The organism is Levilactobacillus bambusae, from assembly GCF_003124125.1.
In the GTDB taxonomy this organism is placed as follows: Bacteria; Bacillota; Bacilli; order Lactobacillales; family Lactobacillaceae; genus Levilactobacillus; species Levilactobacillus bambusae.
This window is the reverse complement of the sequence record NZ_QCXQ01000001.1, coordinates 490,815-512,363: the sequence shown is the minus strand read 5'-3', so window position 1 is coordinate 512,363 and position 21,549 is coordinate 490,815. Positions and strand designations below refer to the sequence as shown.

22 protein-coding genes, 10 tRNA genes, 1 riboswitch and 1 other annotated feature are annotated in these 21,549 nt (G+C 45.2%); of the genes, 20 read left to right on the top strand and 12 right to left on the bottom strand.

Annotation, left to right across the window (positions count from 1 at the left end; all coding sequences use genetic code 11):
* Positions 1 to 25: 25 nt before the first annotated feature.
* The 10 genes from DCM90_RS02745 to DCM90_RS02700 all read left to right on the top strand — a co-directional run bounded on the left by DCM90_RS02745 (position 26) and on the right by DCM90_RS02700 (position 1,031).
* Positions 26 to 117: transfer RNA gene (locus DCM90_RS02745), tRNA-Ser, on the top strand.
* Between the two features lie 34 nt (positions 118 to 151).
* Positions 152 to 223, top strand: a tRNA-Glu gene (locus DCM90_RS02740).
* A 4-nt stretch (positions 224 to 227) separates the two neighbouring features.
* A tRNA-Val gene (locus tag DCM90_RS02735) sits at positions 228 to 300 on the top strand.
* A gap of 28 nt (positions 301 to 328) precedes the next feature.
* Positions 329 to 403, top strand: a tRNA-Asp gene (locus DCM90_RS02730).
* Positions 404 to 453: 50 nt separating this feature from the next.
* Positions 454 to 526, top strand: a tRNA-Phe gene (locus DCM90_RS02725).
* 5 nt (positions 527 to 531) lie between these two features.
* Positions 532 to 617: transfer RNA gene (locus tag DCM90_RS02720), tRNA-Tyr, on the top strand.
* A gap of 1 nt (position 618) precedes the next feature.
* Positions 619 to 689: transfer RNA gene (locus DCM90_RS02715), tRNA-Trp, on the top strand.
* A 14-nt stretch (positions 690 to 703) separates the two neighbouring features.
* Positions 704 to 776 (top strand) — tRNA-His (locus DCM90_RS02710).
* Between the two features lie 41 nt (positions 777 to 817).
* Positions 818 to 902 (top strand) — tRNA-Leu (locus DCM90_RS02705).
* Between the two features lie 58 nt (positions 903 to 960).
* A tRNA-Cys gene (locus DCM90_RS02700) sits at positions 961 to 1,031 on the top strand.
* 237 nt (positions 1,032 to 1,268) lie between these two features.
* Here the strand turns inward: DCM90_RS02700 and DCM90_RS02695 are convergent.
* From DCM90_RS02695 to DCM90_RS02675, 5 genes are all read right to left on the bottom strand, one after another.
* A complete protein-coding gene (locus tag DCM90_RS02695; RefSeq protein WP_109249814.1) occupies positions 1,269 to 1,553 on the bottom strand; it encodes a hypothetical protein in 285 nt (94 codons plus the stop codon).
* A 94-nt stretch (positions 1,554 to 1,647) separates the two neighbouring features.
* Complete coding sequence (locus DCM90_RS02690) at positions 1,648 to 1,860, bottom strand: hypothetical protein (protein ID WP_109249813.1); 213 nt, start codon at positions 1,858 to 1,860, stop codon at positions 1,648 to 1,650.
* Between the two features lie 121 nt (positions 1,861 to 1,981).
* Positions 1,982 to 2,212, bottom strand: a complete 231-nt coding sequence (locus tag DCM90_RS02685; RefSeq protein ID WP_109249812.1) for a hypothetical protein — start codon at positions 2,210 to 2,212, stop codon at positions 1,982 to 1,984.
* Between the two features lie 28 nt (positions 2,213 to 2,240).
* Complete coding sequence (locus tag DCM90_RS09885) at positions 2,241 to 2,918, bottom strand: hypothetical protein (RefSeq protein ID WP_133244315.1); 678 nt, start codon at positions 2,916 to 2,918, stop codon at positions 2,241 to 2,243.
* Between the two features lie 193 nt (positions 2,919 to 3,111).
* The gene (locus DCM90_RS02675; RefSeq protein WP_109249810.1) at positions 3,112 to 3,909 is read right to left on the bottom strand and encodes a hypothetical protein; all 798 of its coding nucleotides are present in this window, start codon (positions 3,907 to 3,909) and stop codon (positions 3,112 to 3,114) included.
* 366 nt (positions 3,910 to 4,275) lie between these two features.
* Between DCM90_RS02675 and DCM90_RS02670 the strand changes: the two genes are divergently transcribed.
* Positions 4,276 to 4,743: a hypothetical protein gene (locus DCM90_RS02670; RefSeq protein ID WP_109249809.1), complete on the top strand. Its 468-nt coding sequence runs from the start codon at positions 4,276 to 4,278 to the stop codon at positions 4,741 to 4,743.
* Between the two features lie 44 nt (positions 4,744 to 4,787).
* Here DCM90_RS02670 and DCM90_RS02665 read toward each other — a convergent pair whose 3' ends face one another.
* Positions 4,788 to 5,126, bottom strand: a complete 339-nt coding sequence (locus DCM90_RS02665; protein WP_109249808.1) for a hypothetical protein — start codon at positions 5,124 to 5,126, stop codon at positions 4,788 to 4,790.
* 162 nt (positions 5,127 to 5,288) lie between these two features.
* Positions 5,289 to 5,993 carry a hypothetical protein gene (locus DCM90_RS02660; protein WP_109249807.1) on the bottom strand — a complete coding sequence of 235 codons (705 nt, stop codon included), beginning with the start codon at positions 5,991 to 5,993 and terminating at the stop codon, positions 5,289 to 5,291.
* 108 nt (positions 5,994 to 6,101) lie between these two features.
* A riboswitch (SMK box riboswitch) is annotated at positions 6,102 to 6,220 on the top strand.
* Here DCM90_RS02660 and metK point away from each other — a divergent pair.
* The 3 genes from metK to DCM90_RS02645 all read left to right on the top strand — a co-directional run bounded on the left by metK (position 6,218) and on the right by DCM90_RS02645 (position 9,440).
* Positions 6,218 to 7,414, top strand: coding sequence for a methionine adenosyltransferase (metK, locus tag DCM90_RS02655; RefSeq protein ID WP_109249806.1), 1,197 nt, complete (start codon positions 6,218 to 6,220; stop codon positions 7,412 to 7,414). (Overlaps the previous riboswitch by 3 nt.)
* A 148-nt stretch (positions 7,415 to 7,562) precedes the next feature.
* The gene (locus DCM90_RS02650) at positions 7,563 to 9,032 is read left to right on the top strand and encodes an MDR family MFS transporter (RefSeq protein ID WP_109249805.1); all 1,470 of its coding nucleotides are present in this window, start codon (positions 7,563 to 7,565) and stop codon (positions 9,030 to 9,032) included.
* Between the two features lie 72 nt (positions 9,033 to 9,104).
* Positions 9,105 to 9,440 (top strand): DUF960 domain-containing protein, encoded by a 336-nt coding sequence (locus DCM90_RS02645; RefSeq protein ID WP_109249804.1) that lies wholly within the window; start codon positions 9,105 to 9,107, stop codon positions 9,438 to 9,440.
* Between the two features lie 39 nt (positions 9,441 to 9,479).
* Here DCM90_RS02645 and DCM90_RS02640 read toward each other — a convergent pair whose 3' ends face one another.
* A complete protein-coding gene (locus DCM90_RS02640) occupies positions 9,480 to 10,127 on the bottom strand; it encodes a phosphatase PAP2 family protein (protein ID WP_109249803.1) in 648 nt (215 codons plus the stop codon).
* Between the two features lie 107 nt (positions 10,128 to 10,234).
* Positions 10,235 to 10,438: a binding site (T-box leader), on the top strand.
* 61 nt (positions 10,439 to 10,499) lie between these two features.
* Between DCM90_RS02640 and leuS the strand changes: the two genes are divergently transcribed.
* The gene (gene leuS, locus DCM90_RS02635; protein ID WP_109249802.1) at positions 10,500 to 12,929 is read left to right on the top strand and encodes a leucine--tRNA ligase; all 2,430 of its coding nucleotides are present in this window, start codon (positions 10,500 to 10,502) and stop codon (positions 12,927 to 12,929) included.
* A gap of 49 nt (positions 12,930 to 12,978) precedes the next feature.
* Here the strand turns inward: leuS and DCM90_RS02630 are convergent, their stop codons facing one another.
* A complete protein-coding gene (locus DCM90_RS02630; protein WP_109249801.1) occupies positions 12,979 to 13,305 on the bottom strand; it encodes a hypothetical protein in 327 nt (108 codons plus the stop codon).
* Between the two features lie 250 nt (positions 13,306 to 13,555).
* Here DCM90_RS02630 and DCM90_RS02625 point away from each other — a divergent pair, with 250 nt between their 5' ends.
* Positions 13,556 to 15,208 carry a putative polysaccharide biosynthesis protein gene (locus DCM90_RS02625; RefSeq protein ID WP_109249800.1) on the top strand — a complete coding sequence of 551 codons (1,653 nt, stop codon included), beginning with the start codon at positions 13,556 to 13,558 and terminating at the stop codon, positions 15,206 to 15,208.
* A gap of 8 nt (positions 15,209 to 15,216) precedes the next feature.
* Positions 15,217 to 15,894 carry a hypothetical protein gene (locus DCM90_RS02620; protein WP_109249799.1) on the top strand — a complete coding sequence of 226 codons (678 nt, stop codon included), beginning with the start codon at positions 15,217 to 15,219 and terminating at the stop codon, positions 15,892 to 15,894.
* Positions 15,895 to 16,007: 113 nt separating this feature from the next.
* Here the strand turns inward: DCM90_RS02620 and DCM90_RS02615 are convergent, their stop codons facing one another.
* A complete protein-coding gene (locus tag DCM90_RS02615; protein ID WP_109249798.1) occupies positions 16,008 to 16,835 on the bottom strand; it encodes an NAD(P)H-hydrate dehydratase in 828 nt (275 codons plus the stop codon).
* Positions 16,836 to 16,980: 145 nt separating this feature from the next.
* On the opposite strand from DCM90_RS02615, the gene pepV reads away from it, so the two are divergent.
* Together pepV and DCM90_RS02605 are read left to right on the top strand one after the other, a co-directional pair.
* Positions 16,981 to 18,381: a dipeptidase PepV gene (gene pepV, locus DCM90_RS02610; protein WP_109249797.1), complete on the top strand. Its 1,401-nt coding sequence runs from the start codon at positions 16,981 to 16,983 to the stop codon at positions 18,379 to 18,381.
* A gap of 33 nt (positions 18,382 to 18,414) precedes the next feature.
* Positions 18,415 to 18,918 carry a universal stress protein gene (locus tag DCM90_RS02605; RefSeq protein WP_109249796.1) on the top strand — a complete coding sequence of 168 codons (504 nt, stop codon included), beginning with the start codon at positions 18,415 to 18,417 and terminating at the stop codon, positions 18,916 to 18,918.
* Positions 18,919 to 19,081: 163 nt separating this feature from the next.
* Here DCM90_RS02605 and DCM90_RS02600 read toward each other — a convergent pair whose 3' ends face one another.
* Positions 19,082 to 19,852: a Cof-type HAD-IIB family hydrolase gene (locus tag DCM90_RS02600; RefSeq protein ID WP_109249795.1), complete on the bottom strand. Its 771-nt coding sequence runs from the start codon at positions 19,850 to 19,852 to the stop codon at positions 19,082 to 19,084.
* A 197-nt stretch (positions 19,853 to 20,049) separates the two neighbouring features.
* Here DCM90_RS02600 and DCM90_RS02595 point away from each other — a divergent pair, with 197 nt between their 5' ends.
* Positions 20,050 to 20,682: a deoxynucleoside kinase gene (locus DCM90_RS02595; protein WP_109249794.1), complete on the top strand. Its 633-nt coding sequence runs from the start codon at positions 20,050 to 20,052 to the stop codon at positions 20,680 to 20,682.
* Positions 20,683 to 20,870: 188 nt separating this feature from the next.
* On the opposite strand, the gene pgmB is transcribed toward DCM90_RS02595, so the two are convergent.
* The gene (pgmB, locus tag DCM90_RS02590; protein ID WP_109249793.1) at positions 20,871 to 21,542 is read right to left on the bottom strand and encodes a beta-phosphoglucomutase; all 672 of its coding nucleotides are present in this window, start codon (positions 21,540 to 21,542) and stop codon (positions 20,871 to 20,873) included.
* Between the last annotated feature and the right edge of the window lie 7 nt (positions 21,543 to 21,549).

Below are 21,549 nucleotides of genomic sequence, written 5' to 3'. Positions count from 1 at the left end.
TCGAGTCCGCCTGTCGGAGTTAAATGGAGAGTTGTCCGAGCTGGCCGAAGGAGCACCACTGGAAATGGTGTAAACGGGTAAAAGCCTGTTTCAAGGGTTCGAATCCCTTACTCTCCGTTGTATATTAAAGTTATATACTTAGTCTGTATATGACCCGTTGGTCAAGTGGTTAAGACACCGCCCTTTCACGGCGGTAACATGGGTTCAAATCCCGTACGGGTCATTTTGGAGGATTAGCTCAGTTGGGAGAGCATCTGCCTTACAAGCAGAGGGTCACAGGTTCGAGCCCTGTATCCTCCATTGATAACATAACAGCACCAAATTATTTGGTCCGTTGGTCTAGTTGGTTTAGGACGCCTGCCTGTCACGCAGGAGATCACGAGTTCGAGTCTCGTACGGACCGTGGTTATGTTATCTTAATTTAATAGCATAGCATTCACTTCATGGTGAAATGGCTCGGTAGCTCAGTCGGTAGAGCAACGGATTGAAGCTCCGTGTGTCGGCGGTTCGATTCCGTCCCGTGCCATTTATGGAGGGGTAGCGAAGTCTGGCTAAACGCGGCGGACTGTAAATCCGCTCCTTCGGGTTCGGTGGTTCGAATCCACTCCCCTCCACCATAGGGATATAGTTTAAAGGTAGAACTACGGTCTCCAAAACCGTCGGTGTGGGTTCAATTCCTACTATCCCTGTTTGTAATGTTATGGCGGTAGTGGTGAAGTGGTTAACACACCGGATTGTGGTTCCGGCACGCGTGGGTTCGATTCCCATCTACCGCCCTTGAATGGGTAGTTAACATTCACAATTTAATAAGTGTTATGCCGGAGTGGCGGAATTGGCAGACGCGCTGGACTCAAAATCCAGTGAGTGTTGAGCTCGTGTGGGTTCGAACCCCACCTCCGGTACTTTGAGAAAAGGGTCTGCTAATTCGTTACTGGATTGGCAAACCCTTTTATTGTTTATGGCGGTATAGCCAAGTGGTAAGGCAGAGGTCTGCAAAACCTTTATCGTCGGTTCGAATCCGATTACCGCCTCTTGAATACGTAAAAGCCGATTTGGTTTAGAGATGGATTGTTAAAACAATCTATCTCTTTTTTGTCCATTAACAGAAAACGATGATCAAATTTTGGATAAGACGGCGTTTCGAACCTTATTATCTACATGTTTACTTTGCATTAGGATAGGGCATAGGCGTTCGCCTGCGTACCAGCTCTTTGCTAAACAAAAAAGGTGTTGCTGAATTTCTTCATCAACACCAAGTATTGTAATGTCTAACTAATTGCAAAGTGCTCAGGCATTAGTTTAACGCTTGTGATATTAGTTTCTGGTTCATATCCATTAGTCGGGACAAAAATATATCCGGCCTTGGATAGCGTTTTAATGGCATCTAACAGCTGAGATTTACCGTCCAACATTTGACTCATCTCATCAAATAACTGGGGGGTTATGTAGACATTCTGGGCTTCAACGGGCCGCAAACCATTTTGAATTTGTGACCGGTAAACGTCAGTGAAAAATTCAATGAGGGTGTTTTCGTTATTTCCAATTTGACACATCAAACGTCACCTCCTTATACCTAATATTATAACAATTCTAGTTAAAATACGAAATAGTGGATGATAGGGGCTTTAAGCCCCATCATCCACTAAATTACTTGATTTCTACGAAGTACTTTCCGTTAGCATGACCAATCTCAAATTTACGGTCGGGTGCAACTTCTTGGGCAATTGCCATAGCCTTTTCAGCATCTTCATGGGTTTCAAAGCGGCGATTGCCAACTTCTTGTGCATCATCAATTTGGCGGGATGCCACTTTCTTAACTGCATCAATAAATTGTTTTCTATCTTCGCTATTTAATTCCATCTTGATCGCTCCTTTAGTTTACTATAGTTATTATATCGCTTGCTAACCTAGAAGGGATAAAATTAGCTTAGTACTAAAAAATGGTCCAGGTAGTTAATCTGCCTGAACCATTTTAATTAAGTTAATTTTGATGCTTAATAACCGTTAAGTTGAAAAGGTTAGCGGAAATAAAGCGTATGGCTTGAAGTTTCTCACCCATAACCGTTAACTTGATAAATTCCCCAAAGGCTTGGGCATTTAACACTGTATTGCCGCGTTCATCCTTGATATCGAACCGGACATCGGGTTCCTGGTCACGAATTGCTTGAACTTCCTGTTTAAATTGATCGAGCATTTCTTTGGTTTGAGACATTGTTAAGACCTCCTAGAATAAGTTATTCTTAAAAGCGTTGAACGTAGAAACTCCCATTGCTTAAATCAACGTATTTTTTGGACTGCATGGTTTGGTTGGAATCATACGTAAAGAAGGTTGCGTAGTAATCTCCAGTGTTTACAGAGCCTTCTGTACTTTGGGCGCCAACCCCACCATTGTGGACGTCAGTCCCTTTAACGAGCCCCATGTATTGGTTATGGTGCAGTAGGTTAGTAGCGGTTTGATGGGTCGTGTAGTCGGGTAAGTTATACTTCTGCCGCATTTCATCTATAGAATAGAGACTTGGAAAGGCGCCTCCCTTCCAATTAATCGTTGTTTGGTTACTTGAAGCGGAAGTAGCTGGAGTGGAACTGGATGATGACGTAGCGGAGGAACTAGATGTTGCTATAGCCTGACTATCACTTGTAGCCGTTGCAGTTGAGTCGCTGCTTTCACTCGAATTTTTAGATGCTGATGATGAAGACGTGGCTGATGAAGTGTCCTGAGAGGACTGAGAACTTGAAGAGCTGCTGGCTTTGCTGGATGAAGTTGAATGACTGTTTTTGCTGGAAGACGAAGCCTGGGTTGTTTTTTCACTCTTTGAAGAGGATTGGTTAGTAGATGAAGATTGGTTGCCACATGCGGCAAGCGTTAGCGGTAAAACGGCTAGCAGGACAATGCTGCCCATCTTTTTTTTAAGTGTCATAGTGTAAGTACCCCCGAATTTAAATTATGTATGTCACCAGTTAATAAAAAATGTTCTTCACCGTTAGTATAGCAAAACTTAGTGGGGCAATTCGAAAAAAATCGGAATATGTTTAAAATTTAATCTTATTGAAAAAAAGACTAATCAACATCGGTCTATATCGAGAGGTTGATTAGTTCCATTAAAGTTATGATTAGAATTGGTTGAAAAAGTCGGCATGTTGGCTATCCGACTTGACGGTTGTAATCAAGCGTTCTGCATTTGCGCTTGGCCACTGGCCGTTTTCCTTCCAAAGGATTGCCTTTTGGTTAGTAGAGTTGGGGTACGTGACCCAGAAAATTTGAGCCTTCTGATCAGTAGGTTCTGGCTGTGCCTTAAGGGCGGGGAGGACGTTACCAAAGAAATCGTCGCGGCCCGAACTTACGAAAGTGATGTCTGGTTGTAATAATTCCAGAAACTGAACAAATAGTTGATTACCCGGCTTAATAAACTGGTTTTTTAGTTGGATTTGTTCCGGTGATTTTAAGGCCGACCAGTTAGGGTGGGTTGCTAAGGCAGTTCGACAGTCTAAGTGGATCAATTGATTCTTAGGTTGTGACTCCGATTTGAAACCATAGCCATATTGAGATCCTAAAATTGGCTGGACAATGTCATGCTCATAGTCGGTAAAGAAGTGGCCATAGGGGTTAAGACCAAAGTACGTGTTGAAATTTTCTTTATACTCCTGATAATCATTATCAGTGGATGGAGACGTATACTTAAACCTTAAATAGGCATCTGAATTATCGGGCTGTGGATCAAATTCGTGATCGGATGGACTTATGCCAACGGTCACAACTTTATGGTCCGACTTTTCGTAAGCATTCAGATCACCAAACCACATAATGGGAAAGTTCCCGTCAATAATTGTGGATGCCTCAGTCTTCATTTCATCGTTGTAGTTGGCAAGGTAACCCGTCATGATATCCTCAAGTGTTACAGAATGTGCCATAAAAAAACCTCCTTAACATTGACCATGGTATACGTTAAATGTAACCGTATTCTAGCATGAATAAAAGTAAAATGAATCAAAAACGTATTTTTTTTGGTGGGAATTCTGAAAAACTGCGGACTTTAAATATAGACACATAGAAGTTAAGTGTCAGTTTTAAAATTCATAATGGATACTGCCCATTGTTCGTGACAATTATAATTTTATTAATTAATTTAGACGATTTATTCGCTCTATTAATGAATATTGGAACGAAATTAATTTTTAACGTGTAATTGTTCGCCGTTGGTGGTATCCTTCAATTATCCATTGGAATATACCATTGGATAAAGGAGTACCGGTAATTATAGGTGGGGAGGAATAAATATGAGTCTACGTAAGACAACTGATGGAAATGGGGAGTTTTCAAATGCCCATCTGAGTCATGATCGCAGTTTTTATCCAGCTTTACTTTCGCTTGTAGATTTTCGCGAACGCTTTTACCAAACCTATCAACCCTTGTTACAACCGGATGTGCGGTTGGACATTGTGATTGAGGTTTTGGACGCAGTCAGTCATTCAAAAACCAGTTTTGCGAATGATCAACTAAAGCAACTTGAGGGTCTTTCGATTCAAGAAGGTACCGCCATAGAGATTATTCGCTATGACAACGCCTATCAGGTTCGCCGTTGGTTCCATATTCGCACGGGACAGTTTAATCTGTCCCACCGAACTAATGAAATTAGAAACGAACTGTTTGACCAGTACGACTTTCTTGCCTTGTTGCAACGCCATTTGGAAGATCGATCGAGTCGGATTAAAAATGGCATTTGTTTCATTGAGGAACTGACTTAAATCCAATAAAAAAGACTGAATCAAGTGAATGACACAGTCCGTGGTTAGTTAGTGGGGGAGCTTAATTCTGTTCCATCAAGCAATCGATTGATGGTCGGTTGAACCACACCATGCAAAAGCTCATTGTGGGGAATGGGAATAACTGTCAGTTGGTGGGGGTGATTTTCGGTCCATTGGTTTAGAATTTGATCGTCAATGATAAAAATATCCGGTGATGAAGCCGTAGGGTCAAAATCATGTGAGACCACCACTGGCACAGAAACTTGTTTGGCTAATTTCTGACAAAAGTGCCGGAGCAGCCCTTCATCAACAATCGGATTTCCCGTTAATGACGGTTGAAACGGTCCCTGGCGAATATCGCCAACAACTTTAATTTGTAACATTTTAGTTCCTCCCTGGTAAATGAACTCATTGAGTTAGTTTAGCACCGTTTGAATTTTAACGGGGTAGTCTCTTAAAGTTTTAGGAAACTTTTAAATGGGAGATTAACTGGAACGTCAAAAGCTAACATGCCATAGGTTGGGATGTTAGCCTTTTATTTAAGCTTAGTAGAGAATTAGGGTGAAGGCAAGCTGTAACAACGTCGTCATTATAAAGTGATAGCGGTTGGCGACAAAGGGTCGGCCAAACCAAGTGACAATCACTAAAATAATGGCTGTTATACTGCGCCAACTCAGGGGAAGCGAGAGAAGCAAAATTGCAAGAATCAGTGGCGTAATTAGGGTCCACAGCCAGTTCTTGGGACGGGTAATAAATTCCGGCTCGTAAAAGAACCAGTAGCTGGCCATTAATGGCATTAACTCCCAAAGAAACTGAATACTTAAAAACCGATGGGTGGCATAAAAGAAAATGATTGGAAAGGATAGGGCAAAACCCATTCCTAAGATGATAAGCCCGAATTCAGTCTGAAGATCTAGCTTGGGAATGCACATGAGAATTAGAGTGACGCACGGAAAAAGCCCGATTAGTAGTAGAAGGTTCTGATGATGTAGACTAAGCACAATTAGGGCACCTGCGGCCGCAGCTAAAATAGGGCCCACCCGGGAGAGAAAGTGGCGTTTTACCACTAAGTAAGCCGCCGCACCTAGGAAAAGGGAGGCCAAAATAAGTTGACCATTAGTCCCAATGGTGACCGTGGCTGTCCCAACGTGCTGGTGACCAACAATCCACCAAATCAGCGCTTGAACAACGGCACTGATGCTAACCTCTTGAACTAATGGATTTGAAGATAATCGTTTGATGGTGTCCATGTCATTAACTCCAATCTTTGACTTATAACTCATCATTTTAGTTGCTTTTTTTAGTCAGGTCAATGGGGGAAGTTACTTTGCCGAAATCGGCTAGATATGGTATCATTTTAGAGTTATAAGTCAAAATTCCCGATAGGCTCCATGTAGATGGAGGTGCCTTGTAACCGAGGAACGGAAGATTATCGGTCAACTCCGTTCGTTTAATTTTTAGGGGGAATATTCTCGTGCAAGAAAGACATTTATTTACGTCCGAATCTGTCTCAGAGGGACATCCGGATAAGATTGCTGATCAAATCAGTGACGCCATTCTCGACGCTATTTTAACTCAGGATCCTGATGCGCGGGTAGCGTGTGAAACATCCGTAACTACGGGGTTAGTGCTCGTTTTCGGTGAAATTTCGACTTCTGCTTACGTTGATATCCAACGAATTGTTCGTGATACGATCAAGGAAATCGGGTATACTGACGGCCAATACGGTTTTGATGGTGATAACTGTGCCGTCTTAGTTGCAGTTGATGAACAATCGCCTGATATCGCCCAAGGGGTTGATGATTCGTTAGAAACCCGTGATGGCGATACGGATCCGTTAGATCAAATTGGAGCCGGTGACCAAGGGTTAATGTTTGGGTATGCCATTGACGAAACGCCTGAATATATGCCATTACCGATCATGTTATCCCATAAGTTGATGAAACGGATTGCTACCCTTCGGAAGGACGGTTCGATTCCATACTTGCGTCCCGATGCTAAGGCCGAAGTTACCGTTGAATATGATGACGATGGTAAGCCAATGGGGGTTGATACCGTTGTCCTCAGTACACAGCATGATCCAGACGTAACGTTGGATCAAATTCGAAAGGATATTATTGAACAGGTTATTAAGCCAGTTATTCCGGCAGGCCTCTTATCAGATAAGACAACCTACTTAATTAACCCAACCGGTCGATTTGTTATTGGTGGTCCCCAAGGGGATGCTGGATTAACGGGTCGGAAAATTATTGTCGATACCTACGGCGGATTTGCCCACCATGGTGGGGGTGCATTTTCTGGTAAGGATGCAACGAAAGTTGACCGAAGTGCTAGTTATGCGGCCCGCTACATTGCAAAGAATGTGGTGGCTGCCGGGTTAGCTAGCCAGGCTGAGGTTCAAATTGCTTATGCAATCGGGGTGGCAGAACCGGTTTCCGTTTCAGTAAATACGTTTGGAACGAATAAGGTCTCTGAACAAAAATTAGTTGAAGTGATTCGAAACCTGTTTGACCTTCGCCCAGCCGGAATCATTGAAATGCTTGATTTGAAACGACCAATTTATAAACAAACGGCTGCTTACGGTCACTTTGGTCGGACCGACATTGATTTACCGTGGGAACATTTAGATAAAGTGGATGCTTTAAAAGCCGCATTTGCGGACGAGCTTTAACGTTTAAAAGATCGACAAGGGTTGTGCCAGTGAAACTAACCTGGTACAACCCTTGTCTTAGCTAAAAATGAAGTTGGCGGACAATGATGCAATTGATTGTCTAATTACACTAGGATGGCGGGGCCGGTGCACTTTTTCGGAGGAGAAAATGAAGCAGCGACAGACTAACGTTTTGGTGGTTACGATTGCCCTTTTTATTGGTACCTTTATGTGTGCCGTTGAGGGGACCGTGGTAACGACCGCAATGCCAACCATTGTCGGGGATTTACACGGGGTTTCCCTCATGAACTGGGTTTCATCCATTTACTTGCTAGCAAGTGCCGTGGCTACACCTATTTACGGGAAGTTAGCGGATACCTGGGGGCGTAAACCCATTATGATGGCCGGATTAATTATCTTTACCATTGGATCCCTGCTAAGCGGAATTTCGACTAATATGGAGGAACTAATTCTTTGGCGGGCTGTTCAAGGAATTGGGGCGGGGGCCATTATGCCCCTGGCTTACACCATTATTGCGGATATCTATCCCTTTGAAAAACGGGCGCAGGTTATGGGCCTAAATGGGAGTGCCTGGGGAATTGCATCCATAGTTGCCCCCTTAATTGGGGGATTTATTGTGGATCGATTAACTTGGCACTGGGTTTTCTTCATTAACTTACCAATCGGGTTAATAACGTTGTTTATGATTTGGGCCTACTTAAACGATGAGTGGGAACGGCAATCAAAACCGTTAGATTGGCAGGGCTCCCTGTGGTTATCCGTATCTCTTTTAGCTTTAATGTTGGGTTTTCAGTGGCTGGGCGATGTCGTCATTAACTGGTGGTTATTCAGTTGCATGGGAATGATTTTTATACTAGCAGGGGTTTGCTTCATTCGGCGTGAACAACGCGCCCTTGATCCTCTAATTCCGTTAGCCATGTTTTCAAACCGAACCTTTGTATCGCAAAATTTAGTGGCTGCTCTAGTGAGCGGATTTTTAATGGGCTTTGAGTTTTACCTGCCCACTTGGACCCAGGGGCTTTTGGGGTACCCCGCAACCGTTGCTGGATTTGCGATTACCCCGAGCTCATTGATGTGGATTGTCGGTTCGTTCATTGCGGGACGGCTAATTTTAAAGTGGACGCCAAAGCGAATTGTCTATTTTTCATTGACATTTGTACTGACGGGGAGTTTAATAATGGCATTCATTCCACAATCAACGCCATTTGGATGGTTTTTCTTAATTGCGGCAATTTGTGGAACGGGTTTTGGGATCACCATTACGACCACAACCGTGACGGTCCAGGGACAGGTTGCACCAGAACATCTTGGGGTAGCAACCTCCTTTAATACGTTGTCGCGGACACTCGGGCAAACGCTAATGATTTCTGTTTTTGGAATTATTATGAACGTTTCCTTAAACCAAGGGGTTTCCGCACACCATAATATTAATATGGGGATGCTGAACCGATTAATTAACCCGCAAACGGCGGTGACACTGCCCAAACACTTACTCAAGACGTTACACCGGATTTTATATTTGGGACTTCACCATGTCTTTTTGGTTGCGGTACTCCTTGTTGTGGCGGCCTTCGTTGTTAATTCATTTGATAGAAGTCAACCATCAAGTGAACGTTAAACGGATTATTTACGGTCGTGGTCAAAAACGGTTATACTGAATGTAATCTTTACGAGAGTGAGGCGAGTGGTATTGTTTGATAATCACCACGCAAGATATGCAAGCTATGGGACAGTAGCCGTACTTCCTGGCGAAATGATTGATACAGTGTGGTATTTAATTGATCAGGACTTGCAGGGCATGTTTCCGTTAGAAAACGTGCTTACCTTTCACCTAGAGGCAAAGGATGGTAAGGTTGCTTATCGATTCCAGCCAACCGATTTAGACGATGGGATAGAACTCTCGGCAACTTTCGATACGGATTTTCCGTACTCGGGAGATTTACCGGATACGATCTTAGCTTATGATGATGGAGAAAGCCAAATAATTTTATTACCTGCGGAAGCCCGCAACGCCAGTTTCTTTTAAAAAATAAAGTCCCGCCGCAATCATTAATGCGGTGGGACTTTATTTTTGGTATGATAGTTCGGCAAGGTGACCGAAGATGAGCTGAGAAAGGGTCAAACAGACAAATCCAAGGCACCATCCAGCCAGAACGTCACTCGGGTAATGGACGCCAACAAAGACACGGCTGATTCCAACTAATAGAATCCAGCTAGCGCAGAGAATCTGCACGGTGTGCCGGAGCCATGCAGTGGTGATTAGCCAGCCTAATACTAATGCGAGCGATCCCCACAGGAGCATGGCCGTAATGGCATGGCCACTTGGAAAGCTATAGGTTGATTCTTGCAGAAGGCGATCGACGGTTGGCCGAGGCCGCCTAACCAAGTGTTTGATCAGGCTATTAAGGCTACCTGCCCACACAACAACGTTAAAGATAATCATCGCCCCAGACCACGGGTGGTGAAGGACCGCTAAAATAATGGCAATGAGGATGCTGATGACTAAGGTGGGAACGGTATTCCCAGACAGGCTAGTGTCAATCATCCCCTTAGTTATCATGGGATTCTGGGGTTGCCGGATTAAACGAATCCCCATCTCGTCAAATTGGTGAACCCAGGGCTGCTGCAGACTCACCCCGATGAGTAAGGCTAAAAAAACAGCGGCAGCAAGCCCGGTTAACCAAAAGCGCCGGCGAGTAATTGGATGCGGCATGGCGAAACCTCCTAGTAATATTTGAAGTTGATGATACTAATTATAGCGCAAATCTTTGGAGGAGCCTTGCTTTTAGGGTGTGCCTCTGATAAGATAAAACCATTCAAAATGAAACGATGACGAGAAATAGTAGGAAGTTATGATGGATCAGAAACCGAGTGGGGATGCGAACTCGGCCTCATCACTTCCGAACTCATCTCCGAGTTTTTTGACTGAATAAATTAGGTCAAGACGTTTAGCCTCGTTACCGGCCCTTTAAGCGTCCCGTTATGGGAAATTGTAGGTGGTACCGCGGTTAACTCGTCCTGCAGAATGACAACTGTCGTTCTGGAGGCTTTTTTTATTTAGTTCTATAGAAAGGATGACAAAGGCATGGCATATAATCACACAGCCATTGAGAAAAAATGGCAGCATTATTGGGATGAACATGACACGTTTAAGACGGGTGATGATGAGACCAAGAAGAAGTACTATGTTTTAGATATGTTCCCTTACCCATCTGGACAGGGACTACACGTTGGACACCCTGAGGGGTATACCGCAACCGACATTATGGCCCGGATCAAACGGATGCAGGGCTACAATGTTCTTCATCCAATGGGTTGGGATGCCTTTGGACTCCCGGCGGAACAGTACGCCTTAAAAACGGGGCATAACCCAAAGGACTTTACGGACGAAAATATTAAAAACTTCAAGCGGCAGATAAAATCCCTTGGGTTTTCGTATGACTGGAACCGGGAGATTAACACGACAGATCCCAGCTTTTATAAGTGGACGCAGTGGATCTTTGAACAGTTATATAAAAAAGGGTTAGCCTATGAAGACGAAATCATGGTCAACTGGGCGCCGGACTTCATGGGCGGAACGGTTGTCGCAAATGAAGAAGTTATCGACGGAAAAACCGAACGGGGCGGTTACCCCGTTTACCGGGTCCCGATGCGCCAATGGGTCCTCCGGATTACGGAATACGCCGATAAGTTGCTGGAAGATTTAGATACCCTAGACTGGCCCGAAAACATTAAGGAACAACAGCGTAATTGGATTGGCCGTTCAGAGGGGGCCAGTGTGTTCTTTGATATCGACGGGCATGCCGATACCCAAGTTGAGGTTTATACGACTCGTCCAGATACGCTGTTTGGGGCAACCTATTTAACGCTAGCTCCTGAGCATGACCTAGTTAATGCAATTACAACGCCAGCTCAAGCCGACAAAGTGAAGGCGTATCAAGAAGCCATTGAATCGAAATCCGACCTTGAACGAACTGATCTTAATAAGGATAAGACGGGGGTCTTCACGGGGGCATACGCCATTAACCCGGTTAACGGCAAAAAACTGCCCATCTGGATCGGCGACTACGTGCTTTCTTCGTACGGAACGGGGGCAATTATGGCCGTTCCAGGCCACGATGAACGCGACCATGAATTTGCCAAGAAGTTTGACCTGCCAATTGTTGAAGTGATTTCTGGTGGTGAAGATGAGGATGTCCAGGCTCAGGCTTATACGGGCGACGGAATTCTGGTTAATTCTGGCTTCTTAGATGGATTTGATAAGACAACGGCCATCAAAAAGGCCATTGATTGGTTAGAAGAGCATGATGCCGGTCATAAAAAGGTTAACTACCGGCTCCGAGACTGGATCTTTAGCCGGCAGCGTTATTGGGGTGAACCCATTCCAGTGATTCACTGGGACGATGGTGAAACCACGTTGGTGCCTGAAGATGAGTTACCGTTAACGTTACCAGAAACGGATAATTTGGAACCGTCGGGTACGGGTGAAAGTCCACTCGCTAACCTAGACGACTGGATTAACGTTACGGATGAAAATGGGCGTCACGGCAAACGGGAAACGAACACCATGCCACAATGGGCCGGGAGTTCGTGGTACTTCTTACGCTATGTTGACCCAGAAAACGGGGAAATGATTGCCGATCCCGAAAAATTAAAGTACTGGCTTCCCGTTGACTTATACGTTGGTGGTGCCGAACATGCCGTCTTGCACTTGCTTTATGCCCGGTTCTGGCATTTGTTCCTGCATGATATTGGGGTGGTGCCAACGAAGGAACCGTTTGCTAAGCTGGTTAACCAGGGGATGATCTTAGGTTCCAACCACGAAAAGATGTCCAAATCTAAGGGGAATGTTGTTAACCCTGATGATATCGTAGAAGAGTATGGTGCTGATACCTTACGGGTTTACGAAATGTTCATGGGGCCATTAGAGTCGTCTAAGCCATGGACCACCGAAGGAATTGCCGGAGCCTACCGGTGGATTGAACGGGTTTGGCGTCTCATTATTAATGACGAAGACCAGCTGCGGGCATCGGTGGTTGATGAAAACGATGGGTCATTAGATAAGGCCTATAACAAGATGGTCAAGGCCGTCGAAGATGACGACGAGAAGATGCACTTTAACGTCGCAATTTCTGCGATGATGGTCTTTGTTAATGAAGCGTTCAAGGCTAAAACGTTATACAAACCGTACATTGAAGGGTTTGTTCAACTGTTGGCGCCAATTGCGCCCCACATTGCCGAGGAACTTTGGAGTAAGTTAGGGCATCAGGAATCCGTTACCTACGTTCCGTGGCCAACATATGATGAAAGCCAATTGGTTGAATCCCAAGTTGAACTGGCCTTGCAGGTCAACGGTAAGGTTCGGTCACACTTAACGGTCGATAAGTCACTTTCAAAGGCTGAAATTGAAGAATTAGCCCTTGCTGACGCCCACATTCAAGAACAGATTGCGGGTAAGGACGTTAAAAAAGTAATCGTGGTTCCAGAAAAATTAGTTAATATTGTAGCTAAATAAGTCACCACTAAAAAACGCGATTCCCAAAAGTGGGATCGCGTTTTTATATTTATGAAATTAATGTTTGCGATAGGGACATAAAGAAACGTTTAGTCATTTCTTCTTCGAAGCCTTCGGCCGTCCAATCGCTGTGTCCTAGGTCGGTATTAAACCGATTGTAGAAGATGCGGCTCATGGTTTGCAGGTCACTGTCGACTGAGGTGTCGACGTCTTTAAAACTAAGGTAGGTTTCGTATATTAAATCATCGTTTGAAAATGGTTTGAATTCCGGAAAGTTTTGCCGAATGTGGTTAACCATTCGAACAACTTCGGCAGCCCGTTCCTCTGACATTCGCATTTCAGCCGGACGGTTTGGTTCATTGACCGCTTTATCCATGAAAATTCCTCCTTTATCTGACACTTGAAATCTTATGTCCATCGTAGCACGTTTTTAGCGAAGTTCACAGGATAGGGGCTTAAAATAAGACACATGTGTAAATTTGGTCAAAAAGATAATGTTTCGCAAAGCCGGCCCTATAAGCGGTTTTTCTCGTTGCTTACGGGTGTAAATCAGTATAAAATGGATATTATTGAGCTTTAAATGAATTCCTAAATGAAATTTGAGATTGTGAAGGTAGGGTTTTAATATGTCAGAAAGATCCGAGCAGGAAGCCTCGGCAAACATTCAGGATCGGTCATCAAAGGACCAAATGGTTATTGGGTCGGCATGGATGACCGCTGGAAGTATTTTTTCGAGAATTTTAGGTGCCATTTACGTTATTCCGTGGAGTATTTGGTTTGGCAGCTATTTTCTTCAGGGAAATGCCTTATACGGTAAGGGTTACAATATTTACAGCTTTTTCCTCTTAGCAGCCATTGCGGGGGTTCCATCAGCCATTGCCAAGCAGGTGGCTCACTACAATGCCTTAAATGAATACGGGATTGGGGTTCGACTTTATAAGCGGGGATTGGTGCTCGCTGTTATCACGGGGGTCCTGTCCGCTGTAATTCTATATTTTGGGGCGCCGTTGCTAACTGGAGGCGATCCAAACGTCATTCCCGTGCTCCATTCGTTAGCCTGGGCCATCTTAGTCATTCCGGCCATGAGTTTAACGCGGGGGTACTTTCAGGGGTACCAACAGATGGCACCGTCAGCGATTTCTCAGTTCGTGGAACAGGTAGCTCGGGTAATTTATATGCTAGTGACCGCCTTTTTAATTATGCGGGTTTGGCACGGCAGCTGGGTAACCGCGGTTTCGCAGTCAACGTTCGCAGCCTTTATTGGTGCCATAGCCGGCTTCCTGATTTTGGGGGTTTACTACGTTAAACGGCGCTCGGTATTTACGGGTTACATAGAAAATAGTAATAATGACTTAGTGGTTAGTGGTAAAGAACTTTACCGTGAAATTATTTCTCAAGCAGTACCTTTCATTATCTTGGGCGCGGGAATTACCATTTTTCAATTAATTGATCAGTACACGTTCTTCCCGGTCATGAAAATGGCGGGGAGTTATACGATGGCCCGACTAAACGATTTTTATGCGTTATTTGCGGCAAACTCCAATAAGCTGATCATGATTACGGTTTCGTTATCCTCGGCGTTAGCCATTGCTGCGGTTCCGCTACTGTCAGAGGCTTTTACTAGGGGAGACAAACAGGACGTTCGGCGCCAAATTTCTGATGCGCTGTTACTGTTTATGTTTGTGATGCTGCCTAGTGCCTTAGGAATGGCAGCGGTCGCGCGGCCATTAAATATTCTATTTTATGGTCAGGCTGAGGAAGCCCTTGGCTCATCCGTTCTGGCCTTCTCATCTTACGTTTCTATCCTGCTAGGCTTATTCACCGTCATGTCTGCGGTCATGCAGGGTATTTCGCAAAATAAATTAGCGGTTCGCTATTTTGCCATTGGGACGGGAGTGAAACTGCTATTGCAGTGGCCCGCTATTTATTTCCTGGGAACGTTTGGGCCCTTAGCTGCAACCTTAGTGGGACTGGGTGTCACCTGCCTTCTCATTTTACGCTCCCTGCATTTGCAATTTGGGCTATCGTTTAATCCCATTGCCAATAAGGCAAACCAAATTTTGGGGCTGTCGATCGCAACGTTTGTCATTGCCCGATTATTGGTTCTGCTGGTTGGGATTTTTGGTCGCTACGGGCGGATTGCCAGTATGGTGGCGTTAATCATTGCCGTTGCTGGAGCCGCGGGATTCTATATCTATATGGTGCTTAGGACTCGCTTAGCGGATGAGATTATGGGACCTCGGGTTGGTGCATTCCGGCGAATTTTACACATTAAGTAGGTGGTTAAATGAACCTTGAAAGCTATTTATTTATGCACCATCAGGGCACACACTTGCAAATTTTGCGATTATTAATTGAGGGCAACGTTATGGTTAACGGTACCGTCGTTACTTCACCCCGGACCCCAGTCAAAGAGACGGATCAGGTGTTGGTTGAAGGGGTAGATGTGACGCATCGCCAAGCGGTGACATACCTCGTTAATAAGCCGGTGGGGATGGCAAGTTCATTGAGCCGGGACGGTAGTAAAACGGTTGGAAGTGTTTTTAATGAGGTTGATTTACGTCCCGACCTCCAACTCATCCAACCGCTTCCCCGCGAAGCTGCGGGCATCGTTTTAGTGACCTCTAGTCAGGCGTTTGCTCATCACGTTACCGATCAGGAGTGGTCAACAAGTTATGAATTACGGTTTGTTAACCCCTTATCAACTCAATTAGAGCAGCGGTTAAGGGGACAGCTCAATCAACTGACTCCAGAAGTTGAAAGGATTAGGCCGGCGGTAACCTATCAAATCAAGGTTCGAAATCACCAGGAAAGCGCTCTTTATCAGGTGGCTCTTGAATTAGGGCAGCCTGCTACGCTAGCCAGGCGTGAAATTGGGCCGCTTAAGTTGAATTCGGCGCTATCAACGGGACAGTACCGGGCACTAAACGAACGTGAAATTGACCTCTTAGAGGGGAATAACTAATCGGGCTAGATTGACTAACTCGACCGATACGAAAAGTGAGCGCATAACTAATTCGATCAGAGAGATCGAGATTGGTTACGCGCTCTATTTAGTAGACCATCGATTAATCTGAGTTACTTTGCTTCGTGAACCTTCATGAAGGCTGGCAGGTTCTGAATAATTTGGTGGGGGAGCACGACGTATTGATTCTCGGCTAGTTGATCAGCAATTGCGCTGTGAGTATAGACCGCGGCCAAGACGGCGTTTGAATGGTTAGAAAACTGGGCAACAAATCCTCCGACAATCCCCGCTAAGGTATCACCCATGCCACCAGTCGCCTGAGCTGGGGTCCCCGTGGTGTTTTGATAGACGCCGGTTGACGTGTAGACCTCAGTCCGGTGTGACTTGAGCACAACGGTTGCCTTCAAGCGGGAAACCGCAGCTTGATTAGCGGACTCCGTTTGATCTGGAATGGAGATTCCGGAAAGGCGCTGCCACTCCATTTGATGGGGGGTCAAAATAATTTCGGCATCGGGAAATTGGAGCTTTTGTTGAGCGACTAGGGTAATGGCTGATCCGTCAACCACTAGGACCTGACGCGGCTTAACCGTTGTAAATACGGTCTGTACGATTTGTTGGGCTAACGCGTCCGTTCCCAGTCCCGGGCCAAGGACAACCACGTCAGCCGATTCGGTGAGGCGAACAACCTCAGTTTGGTCATGGAAATCAGCAAACATTGCTTCAGGGCACCAGCTATGTAGACTGGATCGGTTAACGGGATCGGTTAAGGTAGAAACTAGGCCAGCCCCACTGTAGACGGCGGCGCTGCTTGCCATAATAATGGCTCCCCCATAATTGACGTTCCCGCCGATTAAAGTGACATGGCCGTAGGTTCCCTTAAAACTATCGGCTGGCCGTTTACGAATGGTATGCAGTAAAATATTTTCACGGATTGGTGTCATTAAAATTCCTCCTAAACCCACACTTTTTCTTTAGTATAGCAGTTCTCTTTAAGAATCAGTAAGGGAACGTTTTTGAAACGCGAGCCACGATGCGCTAGCTATGCTAAAATAAGGGTAATCATTTAACATCAAAGGAGACCTTTACATGACCCTGGATTGGCAAAAACTAGCGGGAAATTACCGCGATCAATATATTGAAGATTTAACAGCACTGGTAGCAATTGATAGTGCGCGCGATGACAGTTTAGCGACACAGGCCGAACCACTTGGGCCAGGCCCCGCAGCGGCGTTGAAAAAGTTCCTGGAAATTGGGCAGCGAGATGGATTTACCGTTAAAAACTTGGACAATTTGGCGGGGTACATTGAGTTTGGAGACGGCGATGAAACACTAGCCGTTTTATCACACGTTGACCAAATGCCAGCGGGTGAAGGTTGGGAGACCGATCCCTATACCCTGACGGAGAAGGATGGCAATCTGTACGGCCGGGGAACTTCCGATGACAAGGGCCCGGGGTTAGCTGCTTACTACGGGTTACGAATGTTAAAGGATAACGGGATTTCACTGGGACGAAAGGTCCGCCTAATTTTAGGAACGGATGAAGAAAGCAATTGGACCGGGATGACCCACTATATGGAAGTGGAACCAGCTCCGACGCTGGGCTTCTCACCGGATGCTGAATTTCCGTTAATTAACGGTGAAAAAGGCAACGTGACGTTTGAGGTTGAATTCAAGGGCGAGAACGCTGGCAATTTAACGTTGGTTAGTTTTCACTCGGGCTTACGCGAAAACATGGTTCCACGGGATGCGGTGGCGGACGTTAAAACAACCGAGGTTAGCCAAATGCAGGCCGAATTTGAAACCTTCTTAGCCGAAGAACCGGTCACCGGCGAGGTGGAGACCAACGCGGATGGATTGCATTTCCACATCATTGGGAAGGCAGCTCATGGAATGGAACCCAAACTCGGGGTGAATGCGGGAACTTACCTAGCGAAGTTCTTGAACCAGTACCCATTTGGTGGCGATGCGGAAGATTTCTTGTCCCTCATTGCGACTAAATTGCATGATGATTCACGGGCTAACCAATTAGAAATTGCCTATACGGATGATGTCATGGGTGATCTCACTATGAACGTTGGGATTATGAACTTTGACGCCAATGCAGGTGGAAAAGTGAACACCAACTTCCGGTATCCTAAGGGAGTGGGGCCAGCGGAAATTCGTGAAGGGTTATCGGCTGCTACCCGTCAGATGGCTGTCACAATTGAAAAGGGCCGGGAAATGAAACCCCACTACGTTGATCCGAGCGATCCCATTGTTTCGACGCTAATGGCGATCTATAAGCGACAGACGGGTGAAACGGATGCTCAACCCGAAGTTGTCGGTGGTGGCACCTACGGACGGTTAATGGAACGGGGGGTGGCCTTTGGGGCACTATTCCCTTGGACGCCAAGTACGATGCATCAAGCCAATGAATATCAGCCAGTGAGTGATCTGTTAAGAGCCATGGCCATTTATGGCGAATCCATTTATGAATTAGCCAAGTAAAGAGAAAGAGGTAAATTAATAGGAGGGATTCCAATGAGCGCAAAACGGTACCAAACAATTTTAGTGGGGGTTGATGGCTCCCGCCAAGCACACAGGGCCTTGCAAAAGGCCGTTGCAATTGCAGTTCGGAATCAGGCCCGGCTCTGCATTGCTACCGTTATGAACGGGGGGCAATTCGTGGGGTTAGGGGCCACCGAAATTGGGTTTGGCTACGTTGACCAAAAGGCAATGGATGAAGTCCGGGCCAACATGGCTACCTTAGTGAGTCGCTACGCTGATCAAGCTCGGGAAGCTGGGGTAACGAAGGTGGAGACATCCGTCCTGTACGGGAGCCCTAAAACAATTTTGGCCCATGATCTACCGGAGGAAAAACAGGCTGACCTCATCATTGTTGGAGCTACCGGTGCTAACGTCGTTGAGCGGATGTTTTTAGGGTCAACGGCAAGTTATATTACGACTCACGCCGTTTCAGACGTTTTAATTGTGCGGACCGGATTGGATAATCGTCCCCTCCACCGGCAACCGGTAACGGATTAGCCGATTCACCCCTTAGTCGCTATTGATGCCAGTTGACACTCTGAGCCGTAGGGTGGTTAATGAAAGATCCATCAGAATAAAATAAGGGGCTCTCCATGGCTGGATTTTAATCCAGCCATGGAGAGCCCCTTTAAAATGTCATTAGACAAGGCCATGATTCTGGTTAACGAATTAAGCCAAAGTGGCGTAGTCCGTTGGCAATTCCGTCATTCTCGTTACTTGTGGTGACGTAAGCTGCTTTTTTCTTGGCCTCTGGATTCCCGTTTTCCATGACGATGGGGACATCTACTTGGTCAAACATTTGGAGGTCATTCAGTTGATCGCCAAAGGCATACGTTTTAATCCCTTCGAGTCCGGCATACTTAATCATTTGTTGAATTCCGGTTTGTTTGGAGACCCCATACTTCATGGTATCTAAACACCGGGGATTATTCCGAACCAGTGAGAATTTGCCCTTGAAGTGGGCGTTATATTGTTCTTCCTTATTGCTGTTGAAGATGTTCAGGAAGTTTACTTCGTGGGTTTTATACCAGTCATCGTCCACGATTGGATTGAGGCGCAGTAACTTATAGTTTTCCTTGGTGACGTCCGTTTGCTGGCTTAATCTAAATTCGTGACTGTTAAAGTAAGCAACGGGATCACCCTGGGCGTTGGCATAGTCGGTAATTTCAGCTAAGTCGGTCTTACTTAATTCCTCGGCGAATAGTTTACTGCCGGCGTAGACCACGTAGCTGCCGTTCGCACTAATAATGGAGTCAATTCCCGTCTCGTTTAAAACATACTGGACCTCAAAAATATTGCGGCCGGTCGAAATAACTGGCAGGATGTTGGTTTCCCGTAATTCATCAATGGCACTCAAACTAGATGGCAATAATTCCTTTTGATTATCAAACAGTGTGCCATCAAGGTCGAAAAAGACAATGGCTTGGTACATATCAAATTCCCCCTATATTTACGATTGTATGTTCAATATTATTATACCGCATTTAATGAAAACCTTACCATTATCCGCATTCCTCCTCATTTTTAAATGTGGGCAAATGTTTTCGCCTTCATTTTCGGTTTCACATGTGGGGGTTTTTATTTTATGGTACACTATATCTTGTTATATTTTGAAAAAGAGGGGCTATTATGGTGATAATCACGGCAGGAATGATTGGCGTTGGTAAGACAACGCTCACTGGCAAAATTGCCGAACATTTAAATACAAAGGCGTTCTTTGAACCAGTTGGTGAAAACCCAGTTTTACCACTGTACTATGAAGATCCCAAACAATACGGTTTCTTACTTCAAATCTACTTTTTAAATAAACGGTTTGGAATGATGAAGCAGGCGCTTGAGGATGATAATAACGTCCTTGACCGGTCGATTTACGAAGATGCTCTTTTTACGCGGGAAAATAATGCGGAGGGGAACATTACGGACACCGAGTTAGGTGTCTATCTCCAGCTTTTAGATAACATGATGAATGAGCTAACGGAATTGCCAAAGAAGGCACCCGATCTGTTAGTTTATGCTGATAGTGACTTTGACACCATCCTCTACCGAATCAAAAAACGGGGCCGGCCCTACGAACAATTTGAAGATAATCCGGGACTAGAATCCTATTACAAACGGATTTGGACGGCTTATCAAGCGTGGTACCGGGAATATGACGCCAGTCCAAAAATTAAAATTGATTTACAACAGTATGATTTATCAGTTCCTGGCAACACTGAATCCGTCCTCAACATGATTGATGAAGCCCTAGTGGATATTCGTTAATATCCTGCTTAAGGGGTTGGGACAGAAGCTGTTTTAACCATACTAAATAGGGATGATAACCGAGTTCGATTTTTTTGATCGAATTTGGTTATCATCCCTATTTTGTTGTAGGTTGGCTCTAGTTAAGCCGCGATGCAACGGTCCTATATTTTGAGCGAAACGGACCGATGATCCCAGTTACTTTAAAGTTATTCCATGTTATCTGCAATGTGGCCCAGTGTTAATTCACGGGAGGTTGCAAAAACCATGTCGGCATCCTTCAAGATGGCTTTATCACCGAGTCCAACGGATGTTTCACCCGCAGCATTGATGGAGTCAATGCCCGCTTCTGCATCTTCAATGCCAATGCAAGCCTCGGGTGGTAATTTTAAAAGTTCAGCGCCCTTAGTGTAAATTTCTGGATCGGGTTTGCCCTTCGTTAAGTCGGCTGGATTAACAATTTTCTTGAAGTAATCCGACAGACCTAACTTATCAAGAACCCGAGGAGCATTCTTGGACGCAGAGGCCAGTGAAATCTGGTAGTGGTTTTCAACGAGGCTGTCTAAGAAGGACTGAATCCCGGGAAGAATATCAGCAGCGGTCATTGCGTCAACGAGTTGAATGTAATAATCGTTTTTTTCGTCCGCCAGTTTTTCTTTTTCCGCCTGAGTGTAATCGTTTTCCTTGTTCCCAGCCGCTAAAATCATGTTTAAGGAATCCATCCGACTAATGCCTTTAAGGCCGTTATCAAGTTCGGTGGTCCAAGTGACCCCAACTTCGTCCGCCGTTTTGTGCCAGGCCTTGCTGTGCAAAGCCGAAGTATCTGTAATCACACCATCTAAATCGAATACAAATCCCTTAATATCAGAAAATTGAACCATGTTTGTC

Bases quoted from the DNA above. Each gene is read 5' to 3' on its own strand.
- pgmB (WP_109249793.1), bottom strand. From the start codon at position 21,542: ATGGTTCAATTTTCTGATATTAAGGGATTTGTATTCGATTTAGATGGT.
- DCM90_RS02640 (WP_109249803.1), bottom strand. From the start codon at position 10,127: ATGCCGCATCCAATTACTCGCCGGCGCTTTTGGTTAACCGGGCTTGCT.
- DCM90_RS02605 (WP_109249796.1), top strand. From the start codon at position 18,415: ATGAGCGCAAAACGGTACCAAACAATTTTAGTGGGGGTTGATGGCTCC.
- DCM90_RS02665 (WP_109249808.1), bottom strand. From the start codon at position 5,126: ATGTTACAAATTAAAGTTGTTGGCGATATTCGCCAGGGACCGTTTCAA.
- DCM90_RS02600 (WP_109249795.1), bottom strand. From the start codon at position 19,852: ATGTACCAAGCCATTGTCTTTTTCGACCTTGATGGCACACTGTTTGAT.
- DCM90_RS02615 (WP_109249798.1), bottom strand. From the start codon at position 16,835: ATGACACCAATCCGTGAAAATATTTTACTGCATACCATTCGTAAACGG.
- DCM90_RS02625 (WP_109249800.1), top strand. From the start codon at position 13,556: ATGTCAGAAAGATCCGAGCAGGAAGCCTCGGCAAACATTCAGGATCGG.
- DCM90_RS02695 (WP_109249814.1), bottom strand. From the start codon at position 1,553: ATGTGTCAAATTGGAAATAACGAAAACACCCTCATTGAATTTTTCACT.
- DCM90_RS02620 (WP_109249799.1), top strand. From the start codon at position 15,217: ATGAACCTTGAAAGCTATTTATTTATGCACCATCAGGGCACACACTTG.
- DCM90_RS02675 (WP_109249810.1), bottom strand. From the start codon at position 3,909: ATGGCACATTCTGTAACACTTGAGGATATCATGACGGGTTACCTTGCC.
- leuS (WP_109249802.1), top strand. From the start codon at position 10,500: ATGGCATATAATCACACAGCCATTGAGAAAAAATGGCAGCATTATTGG.
- DCM90_RS02630 (WP_109249801.1), bottom strand. From the start codon at position 13,305: ATGGATAAAGCGGTCAATGAACCAAACCGTCCGGCTGAAATGCGAATG.
- DCM90_RS02660 (WP_109249807.1), bottom strand. From the start codon at position 5,993: ATGGACACCATCAAACGATTATCTTCAAATCCATTAGTTCAAGAGGTT.
- DCM90_RS02685 (WP_109249812.1), bottom strand. From the start codon at position 2,212: ATGTCTCAAACCAAAGAAATGCTCGATCAATTTAAACAGGAAGTTCAA.
- DCM90_RS02650 (WP_109249805.1), top strand. From the start codon at position 7,563: ATGAAGCAGCGACAGACTAACGTTTTGGTGGTTACGATTGCCCTTTTT.
- DCM90_RS02690 (WP_109249813.1), bottom strand. From the start codon at position 1,860: ATGGAATTAAATAGCGAAGATAGAAAACAATTTATTGATGCAGTTAAG.
- DCM90_RS02595 (WP_109249794.1), top strand. From the start codon at position 20,050: ATGGTGATAATCACGGCAGGAATGATTGGCGTTGGTAAGACAACGCTC.
- pepV (WP_109249797.1), top strand. From the start codon at position 16,981: ATGACCCTGGATTGGCAAAAACTAGCGGGAAATTACCGCGATCAATAT.
- DCM90_RS02670 (WP_109249809.1), top strand. From the start codon at position 4,276: ATGAGTCTACGTAAGACAACTGATGGAAATGGGGAGTTTTCAAATGCC.
- DCM90_RS09885 (WP_133244315.1), bottom strand. From the start codon at position 2,918: ATGACACTTAAAAAAAAGATGGGCAGCATTGTCCTGCTAGCCGTTTTA.